The 15291-nt window shown below is 74.3% G+C and carries 13 protein-coding genes; 5 read left to right on the top strand and 8 right to left on the bottom strand.

Going from position 1 to position 15291, the window contains the following annotated elements; genetic code table 11:
- Positions 1-25 precede the first annotated feature (25 nt).
- From AB0J46_RS29775 to AB0J46_RS29755, 5 genes are all read left to right on the top strand, one after another.
- A complete protein-coding gene (locus tag AB0J46_RS29775) occupies positions 26-1114 on the top strand; it encodes an alpha/beta hydrolase-fold protein (protein ID WP_364337519.1) in 1089 nt (362 codons plus the stop codon).
- Positions 1115-1176: 62 nt separating this feature from the next.
- Entirely contained in the window at positions 1177-2361 is a 1185-nt protein-coding gene (locus AB0J46_RS29770; RefSeq protein WP_364337517.1) for an amidohydrolase family protein, read from the top strand.
- The gene (locus tag AB0J46_RS29765; protein WP_364337515.1) at positions 2358-3620 is read left to right on the top strand and encodes a M20 family metallopeptidase; all 1263 of its coding nucleotides are present in this window, start codon (positions 2358-2360) and stop codon (positions 3618-3620) included. The genes AB0J46_RS29770 and AB0J46_RS29765 overlap by 4 nt, the downstream gene beginning before the upstream one ends.
- 109 nt (positions 3621-3729) lie before the next feature.
- Positions 3730-6519, top strand: coding sequence for a glycoside hydrolase family 2 TIM barrel-domain containing protein (locus tag AB0J46_RS29760; RefSeq protein ID WP_364337513.1), 2790 nt, complete (start codon positions 3730-3732; stop codon positions 6517-6519).
- A 1-nt stretch (position 6520) separates the two neighbouring features.
- Positions 6521-6907, top strand: coding sequence for a hypothetical protein (locus AB0J46_RS29755; protein WP_364337511.1), 387 nt, complete (start codon positions 6521-6523; stop codon positions 6905-6907).
- A gap of 201 nt (positions 6908-7108) precedes the next feature.
- Here AB0J46_RS29755 and menC read toward each other — a convergent pair whose 3' ends face one another.
- The 8 genes from menC to AB0J46_RS29715 all read right to left on the bottom strand — a co-directional run bounded on the left by menC (position 7109) and on the right by AB0J46_RS29715 (position 15282).
- On the bottom strand, positions 7109-8209 hold the full coding sequence (gene menC / locus AB0J46_RS29750; protein WP_364337509.1) for an o-succinylbenzoate synthase: 1101 nt from the start codon (positions 8207-8209) through the stop codon (positions 7109-7111).
- A 130-nt stretch (positions 8210-8339) separates the two neighbouring features.
- On the bottom strand, positions 8340-8894 hold the full coding sequence (locus tag AB0J46_RS29745) for an acyclic terpene utilization AtuA family protein (protein WP_364337507.1): 555 nt from the start codon (positions 8892-8894) through the stop codon (positions 8340-8342).
- Positions 8895-8964: 70 nt separating this feature from the next.
- On the bottom strand, positions 8965-10542 hold the full coding sequence (locus AB0J46_RS29740; protein WP_364337505.1) for a Na+/H+ antiporter: 1578 nt from the start codon (positions 10540-10542) through the stop codon (positions 8965-8967).
- A 46-nt stretch (positions 10543-10588) separates the two neighbouring features.
- Complete coding sequence (locus AB0J46_RS29735) at positions 10589-11629, bottom strand: M24 family metallopeptidase (RefSeq protein WP_364337504.1); 1041 nt, start codon at positions 11627-11629, stop codon at positions 10589-10591.
- Positions 11626-12528: an ABC transporter ATP-binding protein gene (locus tag AB0J46_RS29730; RefSeq protein WP_364337502.1), complete on the bottom strand. Its 903-nt coding sequence runs from the start codon at positions 12526-12528 to the stop codon at positions 11626-11628. Before AB0J46_RS29730 ends, AB0J46_RS29735 begins: the two co-directional genes overlap by 4 nt.
- Entirely contained in the window at positions 12528-13310 is a 783-nt protein-coding gene (locus AB0J46_RS29725; RefSeq protein WP_364337500.1) for an ABC transporter ATP-binding protein, read from the bottom strand. The genes AB0J46_RS29730 and AB0J46_RS29725 overlap by 1 nt, the downstream gene beginning before the upstream one ends.
- The gene (locus AB0J46_RS29720; protein WP_364337498.1) at positions 13307-14167 is read right to left on the bottom strand and encodes an ABC transporter permease; all 861 of its coding nucleotides are present in this window, start codon (positions 14165-14167) and stop codon (positions 13307-13309) included. The genes AB0J46_RS29725 and AB0J46_RS29720 overlap by 4 nt, the downstream gene beginning before the upstream one ends.
- Positions 14164-15282, bottom strand: coding sequence for an ABC transporter permease (locus tag AB0J46_RS29715; RefSeq protein ID WP_364337496.1), 1119 nt, complete (start codon positions 15280-15282; stop codon positions 14164-14166). Before AB0J46_RS29715 ends, AB0J46_RS29720 begins: the two co-directional genes overlap by 4 nt.
- Positions 15283-15291: the final 9 nt, after the last annotated feature.

Raw genomic sequence — 15291 nt, 5'->3', positions numbered from 1 at the left:
GCCGGCCGGGATATTCCTGCTGTTCATGGGACTGACCTCGATCGCGCTGCTGGTGACCACCGCGGTGCTCGCGTTGGCCGGGCTCGCGGCCACCGTCTGGGTGTGGCCGCGGCTGGCCGGGCGGGGCCTGCCGCCGGTGCTGGGCCGGGCCGGCCTGCTGGCGGGCTGCCAGGCGCTCACGGTGGCGGCGCTCGCGCTGCTGGTGAACTACTACTTCGGCTTCTACGCCTCCTGGGCCGACCTGCTCGGCGCCGACACCGGCGCCGCCCAGATCACCGTCGCCGGGGCCGCGGCCGGGCTGCGGGTGCTGGACAGCCGGGCGGTGCCGGGCGGGCGGATCGAGGAGGTCGTCCTGCCGGGCGCGACCACGCGCCTGAGCGAGGAGGCGTACGTGTTCCTGCCCTCGGCCTACTTCAAGGACCCTCGGCGCAGGTTCCCCGCGATCCTCGCCCTGACCGGCTACCCCGGCGACCCGCGCAACCTCATGACCCGCCTCGACCTGCCCGGACGGCTGGCCCACGCCATCGCCCTGCACCAGGTCGAGCCGGCCGTCCTGGTCATGATGCGGCCGAGCGTGGTGCTGCCGCGCGACACCGAGTGCGTGGACGTGCCGGGCGGCCCGCAGGCGCTGACGTACTTCGCCACCGACGTCCGGCAGGCCGTGACCGCGCACTACCGGACGGTGGCCGGCCGCGACTCCTGGGGCGTGCTCGGCGGCTCGACCGGCGGCTACTGCGCCCTGAAGCTGGCGATGAGCCGCCCTGACGCGTTCTCCGCAGCCGTCTCCCTGTCGGGCTACTACAAGACGATCGTGGACGGCACCACCGGCGACCTGTTCCACGGCGACAAGGCGCTCGCCGACCGCAACGACCTGATGTGGCGCCTGGCCCGGCTGCCCGCGCCGCCCGTGGCCGTGCTCGTCACCAGCAGCAGGAAGGGCGAGGCCGACTACCTGCCGACCGAGCGCTTCCTGAGCGCCGTCAAACCGCCCATGCGGGCCTCGTCGCTGATCCTGCCCAGCGGCGGCCACAACTTCAACACCTGGAACCGGGAGCTGCCGCAGGCGCTGCCGTGGCTGGTCCAGCAGCTCGCCGTGCCCGCCGCGGCCCCCTGATCGGGGCACCGGATCGGGGCGGGGGGGTTCGTCCGCGCGCCCACGGGGGAGTAGATCTCTCCGTGACCGACGTGTACGCCACCGCCGCAGACCTCGACCTCGCCCCGGCCGGGTTCGTCCGAGCCATCGAGGAGCTGCCGCTGGTCGACCACCACGTCCACGGCGTGGTGCCGCGCGACCTGTCGCGCACCGCGTTCGAGGAGCTGATCACCGAGTCCGACCGGCCGGTGCCGGAGTGGATGACGCAGTTCGACTCCCAGACGGGGTACGCCATCCTGCGCCACTGCGCGCCCGTCCTCGGCCTGGAACCGCACTGCACCCCGGAGGAGTACCTGGCCAGGAGGGCCCGGCTGGGCGCCGAAGAGGTGAACCGGCTGCTGCTGGGCGCCGCGAACGTGGCCCACTACCTGGTCGAGACCGGCTACCGGGGCGAGGAACTGGTGGGCCCGTCCGGCATGGCCGAGCTCACCGGCGCGCCCGCCGACGAGGTGGTGCGGCTGGAGACGGTGGCCGAGCAGGTCGCGGCCGGCGGCTGCGACGCGTCCTCGTTCGCCGACGCGTTCGCGCGGGAGCTGTGGGAGCGCACCGGCGGCGCGCGCGGGCTCAAGAGCGTCGCCGCCTACCGCCACGGCCTCGACCTCGACCCCGAGCCGCCGAGCCGGGCCGAGGTCACCGAGGCGGCCGGGCGCTGGCTCGGGTCCGGCGGCGGTAAGCTGACGGAGCCGGTGCTGCTGCGGCACGTGATCTGGGCCGGGATCGAGCGAGGGTTGCCGATCCAGTTCCACACCGGCCTCGGCGATCCCGACCTCGACCTGCGCCGGGCCGATCCGCTGCTGCTGCGCGGCCTCGTCGAGCGCGCGGAGCCGACCGGGGTGCCGCTGGTGCTGCTGCACTGCTACCCCTTCCAGCGGCACGCGGGATTTCTCGCGCAGGCCTATCCCAACGTCTACTTCGACGTGGGGCTCGGCGTGACCTACACCGGGGCCCGCAGCGTGGCGCTGGTGGCCGAGAGCCTGGAGCTGGCGCCGTTCGCCAAGATCATGTTCTCGTCCGACGGGTGGGGACCGGCCGAGCTGCACCACCTCGGCGCGGTGTTGTGGCGGCGGGCGATGGCGCGGGTGCTCGGCCGGCTCGTGCTGGACGGCGAGTGGTCGGCCGGGCAGGCGATGCGGGTGGCGGCGATGGTCGGGGCGGACAACGCGCGACGCGTCTACGGACTGGGAACACGGGAGGAGAGCACGGGGTGAACGACTTCGGGGGCCGTACGATCAACAGGCCCGTCGACGGAGCCGTCATCGGGACCGGCGGCGTGGAGCACGCCGCCTACGCGGCGCTGCGCGAGGGCCTGCTGCGGGAGCTGCCCGCGGCGCAGGCGCTGCGCCGCCAGGTGCACGCGGAGCCCTGCCTGTCAGGGCAGGAGGGCCCGACGCGGGACCGGCTGCTCGACGCGCTGCCCGCCGGGGAGGTCGAGCACGTCGCCGGCACGGGCGCGGTCCTGCGCATCGGCGGTCCTGGCCCGGCGGTCGGCGTACGCGGCGAGCTCGACGCCCTGCCGCTGACCGAGCGCACCGGCGTCGAGTGGGCCGCCCCCGAGGGCGCGATGCACGCCTGCGGCCACGACGTGCACATGGCGGCCGTGGTCGCCCTGGCCAGGACCCTCGACCGGCTCGGCGCCGACCCGCCCCTGCTGGTCGTGCTGCAACCGCGCGAGGAGGGCTTCCCCTCCGGCGCCTCCGACGTCGTGGGGTCGGGCGCGCTGCACCGCCACAAGGTCGGCGCCATGATCGGCGCGCACGTGCAGCCCCTGCTGGCGGAGGGCACGGTCGCCTCCGTGCCGGGCGCGGTCAACGCCTCCTCCGACGAGTTCAGGGTGGTCGTCAGGGGAGCGGAGGGCCACGCCGCCTACCCCCACCTCACCAGGGACCCGGTGGTGGCCATGGCGCAGGTCATCGTCACCGCCCAGCAGGTCGTCAGCCGGGTCGCCGACCCGATGACGCCCACCGTGGTCACCTTCGGCACGGTCAACGCCGGCACCGCGCCCAACGCCGTCCCGGGCGAGGCCGTGGCCAGGGGGACGCTCCGGGCGATGTCCGAGAACTGGCGCCAGGAGCTGCACGAACGTTTCACCCAGGTGGTCGAGGACGTCGCCAGGGCGTGCGGCTGCGTGGCCGAGGTGACGATCCTGCCGGGCGAGCCGGTGCTGGTCAACGACACCGGGCTGGCCGTGCGCGCCGGCGGGCTGCTGCGCGGCCACGGCTGGACCGTGGACGGCGGGCTGCGCTCGTGCGGGGCCGACGACTTCTCCCACTACGCCTCGGTGGCGCCGTCGCTCATGATGTTCGTCGGCGTGGACACCGCCGCCGGCCTGCACACCCCCGAGTTCCTGCCCGGCGACGCGGCCGTGGGCGCGGTGGCCGAGAGCCTGCTGGCCGGCTACCTCGCGGCTGCCTCCGCGCTGCCCGGCCCGGCCGGCGCGAACGGGATCCTGTTCTCCAGGAACGCCTGAGCCTCGGCCCTGCCGGCGCCATTCCTCCAACAACCACGGCAGGGAAGTCCAAGCACCCCAGACGGGGCATCGCTGACGGAACCACCATCAACCCCTACTGTCGGAAGGGATGGATCTCGAAACCTTCGCCCCCGGTTCGGGCCGTCTCGAACCCCGCGCGGCACTCCGCTCCGACGCCCCCGCCCTCGACCTCGGCGGCCTGTGGCGCTTCCGCCTCTCACCCGTGGCCGACGTGCCCGACGACTTCGCCCGGCCCGGCTTCGACGACTCCGCCTGGGACGAGCTGCCGGTGCCGGCCCACTGGCCCCTGCACGGCCACGGCGCCCCCGCCTACACCAACGTCTCCTACCCCTTCCCCGTGGACCCGCCGCACGTCCCGGACGAGAACCCGACCGGCGACTACCGGCGCGCCTTCGACCTGCCGGACGGCTGGCGCGGCGGCAGGCTGCGCTTCGAAGGCGTCGACTCCTTCGCCAGGGTCTGGCTGAACGGCCACGAGCTGGGCTTCTCCACCGGCAGCAGGCTGCCCGTCGAGTTCGACGCCGGGCCGTGGCTGCGTCCGGGACGCAACGTGCTGGCCGTGCGCGTGCACCAGTGGTCGGCCGCCAGCTACCTGGAGGACCAGGACATGTGGTGGCTGCCCGGCATCTTCCGGGACGTCACCCTCACCCGGTCGGCCGCCGACGTGTTCGTGCACGCCGCCCACGACGGCCGGCTGTCCTTCGAGGCCGCCGAGGGCCTGCTGAGCATCCCCGAGCTCGGCGTGCGCGACCTGGCGCCCGGCGTCGAGATCACCGTCGAGGCCGAGCCGTGGACGGCCGAGACGCCCCGCCTGTACGAGGCCGTCCTCACCACCCCGCACGAGACCGTACGGCTGCGCGTCGGCTTCCGCACCGTCTCCGTCGAGGACGGCGTGCTCCTGGCCAACGGCCGCCCGCTGCTGCTCAAGGGCGTCAACCGGCACGAGTTCCATCCGGACCACGGCCGCGCGGTCCCGTACGAGACCATGCGCGAGGACGTGCTGCTCATGAAGCGGCACAACGTCAACGCCGTCAGGACCAGCCACTACCCGCCGCACCCCCGCTTCCTGGACCTGTGCGACGAGCTGGGCCTGTGGGTCGTCGACGAATGCGACCTGGAGACGCACGGCTTCGGCCAGGTCGGCTGGCGGCGCAACCCCACCGACGACCCGCGCTGGGCCGAGGCCCTGCTCGATCGCATGCGCCGCATGGTCGAACGGGACAAGAACCACCCCAGCGTCATCATGTGGTCGCTCGGCAACGAGGCGGGCGTCGGCCGCAACCTCGCCGTCATGGCCGGCTGGACGCGCGAGCGCGACCCGTCCAGGCCGCTGCACTACGAGGGCGACTGGTCGTGCGCCCACACCGACGTCTACTCGCGCATGTACGCCACCCACGCCGAGGTCGAGGCCATCGGCCGCGGCGCGGAGGACCCGCTCGACGACCCCGCCCTGGACGCGCGGCGGCGCGCGATGCCGTTCCTGCAGTGCGAGTACGCCCACGCCATGGGCAACGGGCCCGGCGGCCTGGCCGAGTACCAGGAGCTGTTCGAACGGTTCCCGAGGCTGGCCGGCGGGTTCGTGTGGGAGTGGATCGACCACGGCCTGACCGATCCCCGCCACGAGTACGCCTACGGCGGCGACTACGGCGAATCCGTCCATGACGGGAACTTCGTCATCGACGGCCTGGTGTTCCCCGACCGCACGCCCTCGCCCGGCCTGCTGGACCTGAAGAAGGTCTTCGAGCCGGTGCGGTTCGAGTTCGGCGACGGCGTCGTGCGGGTGGTCAACCGGCACGACTTCCGCGATCTGGCCCACCTCGCCTTCGAGGCCGTCGTCGAGGACGACGGGCTCCCCGTCGCGCGGTTCCCGCTGGCGGTGCCGCCGTCCGGCGGCGAGGTGAAGCTGCCCGCCCTGCCGCCGCCGGACGGCGCCGGGGAGCGCTGGCTCACCGTCCGCGCCACCCTGACCGGCGACCAGCCGTGGGCCCCCGCGGGCCACGAGCTCGCCTGGTCCCAGACCCGCCTGCCGAGCCCCGCCCTTCCGGCCGCCGCCGGTACGGACGTCCGGCCGGAGACGTCCGGCGGGCGGCTGAGGCTGGGCGGCGGCGAGTTCGACCCGCGCACCGGCCGCCTGCTGCGCCTGTTCGGCCTCGACGTCGAAGGGCCACGCCTCGACCTGTACCGCGCCCCCACCGACAACGACCGCTACGGCGGGCTGGACCGGAAGTGGCGGCAGCTCGGGCTGCATCGCCTCACCCACCGCGTCGCCGGGATCGAGACGGGCGACGGCATCACCGTGCGCACCAGGGTCGCCCCCGCCGCCACCGACCTCGGCATGCGCGTCACCTGGACGTGGACCGCCACGTCCGGCTCGCTCAACCTGTCCGTGGACGTCGAGCCGGAGGGCGAGTGGCCCGCGCCGATCCCGCGGCTGGGCGTGCACCTGCTGCTGCCCGGCGAGCTCGGCCACGTCACGTGGTTCGGCCGGGGGCCGGGGGAGGCGTACCCGGACACCGGGATGGCCGCCCGCGTCGGCCGCTGGCACGCCACGATCGACGACCTCCAGACGCCGTACGTCCACCCCCAGGAGAACGGGCACCGGGCCGACGTGCGGTGGGCCGGGCTCGGCGGGACCGGGCCGGGCGGGTTCAGGGTCCACGGCGACCCGGTGTTCGGCCTGACCGCCCGCCGGTGGAGCACCGCCGAGCTGGCGGCCGCCCGGCACCGCCCCGACCTGGTGCCCGGCGACCACGTCCACCTCCACCTGGACCTCGCCCACCAGGGCATCGGCACCGCCACCTGCGGCCCCGGCGCCCTGCCCCGCCACGACCTGCACCCGGCCGCCGCGACGCTCCGCCTCCGGTTCACCCCGGCCTGACGTGCGCGAAAGGAGGCCGGGATCCACCCGTACGGCGGTTCCCGGCCTCCGCCCGTCAGGCGGGTGTCGTCAGGACGGTTCCCGCGCCGACCGTGAGGCCGCCCTCGCGGACGGCGAAGCCGAGACCGGCCTCGGCGGCGAACGTTTCCCAGGACTGAGCATCAAACGGCTCCTCCCCTGCCCGTGCGGGACCGGGCTGGAGGCCGACTTCCGCGCGCTCGAAGCGCTGCTGGTCAAGTACGACCCGAAGCGGGCCTGGGGAGGTCTCTCGCGTACGACGACCCCCGAGGGGCTGACGCTCTGTCTCTGCGCCGAGCACAGCCGCGCCTACCGCGGCTCGGTGAAGGTGGACCTCGACGAACAGCAGATCATGGGCGACAACCCGTAGGAGACTCGTGAACGGCGGGCATGGACGTCGTCATCGCCTGGCTCCCGGTGCTCCTGGCGGCGTCACCGCAGGCACGACCCTCGCCCTCGCGCTCCACGGCGTGAGCCACCTCGCCGGCCCCGGCCTGGCGGCCGAGCTCGGCCGCAGGGCACCGGCCGGGGTCCCGCGACCCCGGCCGGGCCGCCCTCCAGGACGGGCGCCCTACAGCGGGATCCACTCCGTGGCCGTCGTGACCTCCTCCAGCACGGACGGGATCGGCTCGACGCCGAGCCCCGGGCCCGCCGGGACCTCAAGATGGCCGTCCACCAGCTCGAACGGCTCGGTCACGTCGGTCGCGAAGTAGCGGCGCGACCCCGAGGTGTCGCCCGGCAGCGTGAACCCGGGCAGCGCCGCGAGCGCCACGTTGGCGGCCCGGCCGAGACCGGTCTCCAGCATGCCGCCGCACCACACAGCGATGCCGTTGGCCCGGCACAGGTCGTGGATGCGCCGCGCCTCCAGGTAGCCGCCGATGCGGCCCGGCTTGATGTTGATGATCGAGCAGGAGCCGAGCGCGATGGCGGCCGCCGCGTGCTCGGCCGACTCGATGGACTCGTCCAGGCAGATCGGGGTGCGCAACTGGCGGGCCAGCCGGGCGTGCTGGACGAGGTCGTCGTTGGCCAGCGGCTGCTCGATCAGCAGCAGGTCGAACGCGTCGAGCCGGGCCAGCCGGCGGGCGTCGGCCAGCGAGTACGCCGCGTTCGCGTCCACCTGGAGCAGCAGGTCGTCGCCGAAGCGCTCGCGCACCGCGCGCACCGGCTCGACGTCCCAGCCGGGCTCGATCTTCAGCTTGATGCGGACGTACCCCTCCTCGACGTAGCCCGCCACGGCGTCGAGGAGCTGCGGGATCGAGTCCATGATGCCCACCGACACCCCGCACGGCACCCGGTCGCGGGCCGCGCCCAGGAAATGGCCGAACGACTCGCCGGAGGCCCGCAGCTGCGCGTCCAGCACGGCGGTCTCCAGCGCGGCCTTGGCCATGCGGTGGCCCTTGATCGGTTCGAGCGCGCGGCCGACGCCGTACGCGTCCAGGGTCGTCGGCAGGGAGGGCAGCAGGAACCGGCGGATCACCTCGGCGGCGCCGTCGACGTACTCGCTGGAGTAGAGGGGCTCGGACATGGCCACGCACTCGCCCCACCCCTCGGCGTCGGGGGTCACCACCCGGACCAGCAGGACGTCCCGGGCCGTCTCAGTGCCGAACGACGTGCGGAACGGCGCCACCAACGGCATCGCGATCCGGCGCAGCTCTACTCCTGTGATCTTCACACTCTCTCCAACTCGGTCGGCGCGCAGGTGCTCCCTGGCGACCGTACGACATGCGGTGACGTCAGGGGTTCGTGCCAGGCGACCAAAGGCCGGCGGTTCTTCGTCGCCGAGGCCCATAGCCAGGACGGCCTCAGACGACGAGGCCGGGGGTACGGGCGATCCGGATCCGGCACGGCGTGTCCTGGCTGAGCCGCACCGCCTCCAGCGGCACCGTCACCTCCGGCGTGCGGTACCGGCCGCCGGAGAACGCCGCCGCCAGGCGGGCCCGTACCGACTCGGCCGGCATCTGCCCGTCGATGGAGCTGGTGCCGTCGCGCCCGATCTCCGCCACGCACGCGCCCGGCTGCGTGGCCAGCGCCAGACCGGCGACCGTCGCCCCGGCCAGGGCGGACACGTCGCGCCTGGTCCAGCCGTAGTGCCACATGCCGGCCGCCACCACGGGCGCGGCCGGGCAGGCGGGCTCGGTGATCACCACGTCGAGCCCCTGGAGCAGCGCGGCGGCGATCTGTTCGGCGCCCCTGAGCGCCCCGGACCCGATCCGCAGGCCGGGCAGCTCGGGCAGCGGGCCGCCGAGGGTGTAGATCAGCTTGATGCCGGTGGTGAAGGGGCCCGGACCGCTGTCGTGCCAGCCACAGGCCACGACGCCGACCGACGGGGCGGCGCCCAGCGTGCCGATCCGCAGCATAAGGAAATGACTACCCTCTGCGGCCCCCGATCACACACCGTCAACCCTCTGGGCGGCGGATCCGGGCTGGTCAGCGCATGCTCCGGGCGTCGAGGGCGCGCAGCACCCGGGAGACCACCTGGGGGTCGGCCCGCGGGTCGCGGCGGGCGTCCAGCACCGCCTGCCGGGCGGCCGACATCATCTCCTCCTGCACCCGCCGCACCAGCCGGGCCCGCCGCGCCCGCTGCTCGAACGCCTCCCGCCGCTCGTCGTCGGCGGCCTCGGGGCTGATCCGCAGCCCGAGGTCCATCATGCGCCGGCCGAGCAGCTCGACCACCTCCTCGGGCAGGTCCTCGGCCTCGTCGATCTCCCGCAGCCGCCGCTTGGCCGCGTGGGCGGCCCGGATCGCCAGGCGCTTCTCCAGGTCGCGCTCGGCCGCCGTGTCGGCCTTGACGCCGAGCCGCGCCACCAGCCACGGCAGCGTCAGCCCCTGCACCACCAGCGTCACCAGGATGACCGCGAACGCGATGAACACGATCACCGGCCGCTGCGGGAACGGCCGCCCGTCGTGGATCCGCAGCGGGATGGCCAGCGCCAGCGCCACGGACGCCACGCCGCGCATGCCCGCCCACCACATGACGACGGTCTCGCGCCAGCTCATCGGCACCTCGGTGTCCTCGCGCCGTCCCTTCTTGGCCAGCCACGCGGCCGGCAGCAGCCACAGCAGCCGCACGACCACGACGACGCCCACCACGGCGGCGCTCCACCACAGCACCTCGCCGAACCGCCCGTGGACCGTGCCGAACACCGTGTGCAGCTCCAGCCCGATCAGCCCGAACGCGATCCCGGTCACCAGCGTGTCCACGACCTGCCAGAACGTGGACGAGGCGAACCTGCCGAACACGTCGTCGGCGTCCCACATGCGGTCGCTGAGGTAGAAGGCGGTGGTCAGCACGGCCAGCACGCCGGACCCGCGCAGCTCGTCGGCCACCGCGTAGCTCACGAACGGCACCACCAGCGACAGGCCCACCTGCAGCGTCGCGTCGCCCAGCAGCGCCATCAGCTTCCCGGCCGCCCAGCCCAGCGCGAACCCCGCCGCCACGGCCACCACGGCCGACAACACGAACTCGCCCAGCGCCCCCGGCCAGGAGAACACGCCGGTGACCACCGCCGCGACCGCCACGTGGTAGAGCACGATCGCGGTCACGTCGTTGAACAGGCCCTCGCCCTCCAGCAGCGACACCATGCGGCGCGGCAGGCCCAGCCGCCCGGCCACCGCCGTGGCCGCCACCGGGTCGGGCGGCGCGACCAGCGCGCCCAGCGCCACCGCCGCCGCCAGCGGCAGGCCGGGGACGAGCGCGTGCGCCGTGGCCGCCACGGCCGCCGTCGTCACGAACACCAGCGCCACCGCGAGCAGGAAGATCGGCTGCCAGTTCGCCGCGAACTGCCGCCAGGACGTACGCCGCGCCGCCGCGTACAACAACGGCGGCAGCAGCAGCGGCAGCACGATGGCCGGCGGGATGTCCACGTTCGGCACGAACGGCAGCACCGCCAGCAGGATGCCCAGCAGCGTCATCAGCACCGGCGCGGGCAGCCCCAGCCGCTCACCCAGCGGAACCGTGACCAGCGCGCCCAGCAGCACCAGCATGAGCAGCACGAACTGGTCCACGACGCCCCCCGGTGATCGTCGTCACCCAGCGTAAGCGCAGGCCGCCTCAGCGGTCGAGGACGTGCAGCGTGTGCGGCCGCGTGCCCAGCGGCACCGGCTCGGCGGCCGTGCAGGCCACCACGTCGGCCACCCGGGCGCCGAACAGGTCGGGCACGTAGATGGCCGGTTCCAGGCAGACCGTCATTCCCGGGGCGAACACCGCGTCCTCGCCGGCCCGCGGCCCCTCGTCGTGGCCGAGGCCCACGCCGCGGCCCACGTGCGGGGCGGCGAAGCGGCCGTACCCGCTGGCGTCGATGACCTCGTGCACCGTCCTGGCCAGCTCCGCGAACGGGACCGACGGCCGCAGCGCCGCCAGCGCCGCGCGGTGGGCGGCCAGCACCACCGAGTACATCGCCTCGTAGTCCTCCGGCGGCTCGGCGACGGCGAACACCCGGCCCGCCTCGGCGCAGTAGCCGTCCCAGCGGCCGCACACCGACACCAGCAGCGCGTCGCCCGGGTTGATCACGCGCCCGCCGGGCACGTGCTCGGGCCGCGCGGTGTGCTCGCCCGCCGACACGCGCAGCGAGATCACCTCCTCGCAGCCCGACTCCAGGGCCAGCAGCCGCAGCCGGCGCGCCATCGCCCGCTCGGTCGCGCCGAACCAGGCCAGCTCGGCCGCCTGCGCCAGCACCGCCTCCGCCGCCCCGACCGCCCGGCCGAGCGCGGCCAGCTCGGCCGGGTCCTTGCGCAGCCGCAACGGCGCCAGCACCGCGGAGGCGGGCACCAGCTCGGCGGCGATCGCCAGCCGGAACAGCTCGCTCGCCCGCATCTCCGGGTCGACCCCGACCCGGCGCGCGGTGGCGGGCACCAGTCCCGCCGGGTCGCGGGTCTCGACGATCGCGTCGGCCGTCACCACGAGGAACACGCCCGGCCCGGCGCCGCCGTCCGGCGAGCCGTCCTCCGGCTCGGCGCCCTCAGGGAAGGTGGTTTCGGGGGAGGCGCTCAGGAACCGGAAGTCGGGCGAAGGCCGCAACACCAGCACGTCGATGCCCTCCTGGGCCATCGCCCGCCGCACGGCCGCCACCCGCGCGGCGTGCCGCCGGCTCACGCCGGCTCGTGCAGCCAGCAGGCGACCGGCCCGAAGTCCGGCTCCTTCTCGCGGCACACCTCCATCACCAGCGGGCAACGCGGGTTGAACCGGCACCCGCCCGGCGGGTTCGCCGGATCGGGCACGTCCCCGGCCAGCTCGGCGGGCAGCACGCCCATGCCGTCCGGCTTGGGGATGGCCCCCAGCAACGCCCTGGTGTACGGATGTTTCGGGTCGTCCCACACCTCGGCCGTCTCGCCCACCTCGACGATCTTGCCGAGGTACATGACGGCGATCCGGTCGGCGATCAGCCGCACCACCGACAGGTCGTGGCTGATGAACAGCAGCCCGGCCCCGGAGTCCACCGCGAGGTCGCGCATCAGCCGGGCCACCTGGGCCTGGGCGGAGGCGTCCAGCGCGGAGATCGGCTCGTCGCCGATGAGCAGCCGCGGCCGGGCCGCCAGCGCCCTGGCGATCGCGATGCGCTGCCGCTGGCCGCCGGAGAACTCGTGGGGGTGCCGTCCGGCGAACTCGCGCGGCAGGCCCACCCGCTCCAGCAGGTCGGCCGGGTCGGTACGGGTGTCGCCCGCGGTGCGCAGGCCGTCGGCGATCTGGTCGCCCACCCGGCGCCGCGGGTTCAGCGACGCGTACGGGTCCTGGAACACCATCTGGATGCCCGTGAGCTTCCTGCGCCGCAGGCCGAGCGGCGTGACCTGCTGCCCCTCGAACGCGATCGACCCGTGGGTGACCGGGTTCAGCCCGCAGACCGCCCGCGCCAGGGTGGACTTGCCGCACCCCGACTCGCCGACCAGGCCCACGACCTCGCCCGCCCGCACGGTCAGGCTGGCCCCCGCCACCGCCCGCACCACCGGACGCCCGGGGGAGCGGTGCTCGACGACCAGGTCCTCGATGTCCAGCATCAGCCCTCCACGTCCGAAGCAGAATCAGGCAGCGAGTCCAGCAGCGCGCGGGTGTAGGGGTGCTCGGGGTCGCGCAGCACCCGCCCGCGCGGCCCGGTCTCCACGACCAGGCCGTCCTTCATCACGCTCACCTCGTCCGCGACCGCCGACATGACGCCCAGGTCGTGCGTGACCAGCAGCACGGCCAGGCCCAGCTCGTCGCAGAGCCCGCGCAGCAGCCGCAGCACGCCCGCCTGCACGGTCACGTCCAGCGCCGTGGTCGGCTCGTCGGCGATCAGCACCTTGGGCGAGCAGGCCAGCGCGACGGCGATCGCGATGCGCTGGCGCATGCCGCCGGAGAACTGGTGCGGGAAGCGCCCGTACGCCTCCTCGGCGCCCGGGATGCGTACCTTGCCCAGCAGCTCGACCGCCCGCGCCTTCGCCTCGGCCTTGCCCAGGCCCAGGTGGTGGCGCATGTGCTCGGTGAGCTGCCGGCCGATCGTGAGCATCGGGTGCAGGCTGGTCGCCGGGTCCTGGAAGACCATGGCGACCTCGCCGCCGCGCACCCGGTTGAGCTCCTTGGGCGGCAGCGTGAGCAGGTCCCGCTCGCCGAGCCCGATCCGGCCCGAGACGCGCGCGCCGTGCGGCAGCAGCCCCAGCACGGCCAGGCCCGTCATCGTCTTGCCCGAGCCGCTCTCGCCGGCCAGGCCGTGCACGCGCCCGGCGGCCAGCTTCAGGTCGACGCCGCGCAGGATCTCCTTGCCGTGGATCGACACCTTCAGGCCGGTGATGTCCAGCGTCACAACGCACGCTCCTTGATCGCGCGGGCCGTCCGCGGGTCGAGCGCGTCCCGCAGCGTATCGCCGAGGAAGTTGAACGCCAGCACCACGGTCAGGATCGCCAGGCCGGGGAACGTCGCCACCCACCAGCTGTCGAAGACCTCCACGCCGGAGGCCACCATCGCGCCCCACTCGGGGGACGGCGGCTTGGCGCCCAGGCCCAGGAACGACAGGCCGGACAGCAGCAGCAGCGCCGTGCCGATGTCGAGCGTGGCCAGCACCAGGATCGGGCCGGTCACGTTCGGCAGCACGTCCACCCGCAGCGAGCGCCACACCGAGAAGCCCAGCAGCCGCCCGCTCAGCACGAACTCCCGCTCGCGCACGCCCAGCACCAGCCCGCGGGTGACGCGGGCGTAGGCGGGCCAGGCCACCACCAGCACGGCCAGCACGGCGTTGCCCAGGCTCGCGCCCAGCGCCGCGGCCACCACCATGGCCAGGATCACGGTCGGGAACGCGAACACCAGGTCCGCGATCCGCATGATCGTCTCGCCGACCCACTTGCCGAAGTACCCGGCGCACGCCCCCAGCAGGCCGCCGACCAGCACCGACAGCACGACCAGCAGCAACGTCAGCGGGATCGACACCCGCGCGCCGTACATGACGCGGCTCAGGATGTCGCGTCCGAGCTGGTCGGTGCCGAACCAGTGGCCGGGCCCCGGGGGCGCCAGCCGCGGCAGCTCCTGGGCCAGCGGGTCGTGCGGCGCCAGCCACGGCGCGGCCAGCGCGATCACCAGCCAGGCCACGGCCAGGACGGCGCCCGCGACGGCCAGCGGCTGCCGCCACGCCTCGGGCAGCCTGCCCAGCAGACCCTTGCCTCTCATTGCAGCCTCACTCGGGGATCGATGACGCCGTACAGCACGTCCACGATCAGGTTGATGACCAGGTAGACCACGCCCACGACCAGGCCGACGCCCATCACGGCGGGCAGGTCGAGGCTGGTGGCGCTCTTGTAGGCGTACTGGCCGACGCCGGGCCAGGCGAAGATCGCCTCGACCAGGACGGTGCCGGACAGCAGGCTGCCGAAGGCCAGACCGGCCACGGTGATGATCGGGACCAGCGCCGAACGCAGCACGTACCTGAACAGGATCACCCGCCCCGGCAGCCCCTTCGCGCGGGCCGCCCGGACGTAGTCCTGGCCCAGCACCTCCAGCACCGCCGAACGGGTGAAGCGGGTCAGCAGGCCGATCGTGTACAGCGCCAGCACCAGCGCGGGCGTGATCAGGTGGCCGACGGCGGAGGTGAAGATGTCCCACCGGCCCGCCAGCAGCGCGTCGATCGTCTGCAGCCCGGTCACCGCCGGCGCCGAGCCGAGCGCGGCGTCCACGCGACCGCTGCCCGGCGTGATCTGCAACCGGAAGAAGAACACGTAGAACGCCACCAGCGCCAGCCAGAACGTCGGCACCGAGATGCCGATCAGGCTGACCAGCCGCAGCACGTGGTCGGACAGCCGGTCCCTGCGCAGCGCGGCGACCACGCCGAAGGCCACGCCCAGCACCAGCGAGATCAGGATCGCCGCGCCCGCCAGCTCCAGCGTCGCCGGGACGAACTCGGCCAGGTCCTGGCTGACCGGGCGGTGGCTCTGCTGGCTCATGCCCAGGTCCCCCTGGACCAGACCCTGCAGATAGATCCCGTACTGCTGCCACAGCGGCTTGTCCAGGCCGTGCTCGGACCGCCACTGCGCCACGATGGCCGGGTCGCCCAGCGCCCGCTGGCCCAGGTTGGCGGCCACGGGGTCGCCGGGCACCAGGTTCGTCAGCAGGAACGTGACGAGCGTGATGCCCCAGGCCAGCAGCACGGCGATGAGGATGCGCCGGATGAGGAAGCGCGCCAGCGGGTGCACGCCCCGCCGCCGCCGCGTGCCCGCGGCGGCCGCCTCGACCGGGGAGCCGGCGCCGGGGCGCGGCGGCGAGCCCGCCGCGCCCGGGTTGTCGGACACCTGACGGTC

This window comes from Nonomuraea sp. NPDC049758 (genome assembly GCF_040674635.1).
Lineage (GTDB): Bacteria > Actinomycetota > Actinomycetes > Streptosporangiales > Streptosporangiaceae > Nonomuraea.
Note: the sequence above shows the minus strand (reverse complement) of the source record. Positions and strands in the feature narration are given on the sequence as shown.

Coding starts and splice junctions, on each gene's coding strand:
- AB0J46_RS29775 (WP_364337519.1), top strand. CDS start 26: ATGGGACTGACCTCGATCGCGCTGCTGGTGACCACCGCGGTGCTCGCG.
- AB0J46_RS29760 (WP_364337513.1), top strand. CDS start 3,730: ATGGATCTCGAAACCTTCGCCCCCGGTTCGGGCCGTCTCGAACCCCGC.
- AB0J46_RS29745 (WP_364337507.1), bottom strand. CDS start 8,894: ATGCTGCGGATCGGCACGCTGGGCGCCGCCCCGTCGGTCGGCGTCGTG.
- AB0J46_RS29730 (WP_364337502.1), bottom strand. CDS start 12,528: ATGCTGGACATCGAGGACCTGGTCGTCGAGCACCGCTCCCCCGGGCGT.
- AB0J46_RS29720 (WP_364337498.1), bottom strand. CDS start 14,167: ATGAGAGGCAAGGGTCTGCTGGGCAGGCTGCCCGAGGCGTGGCGGCAG.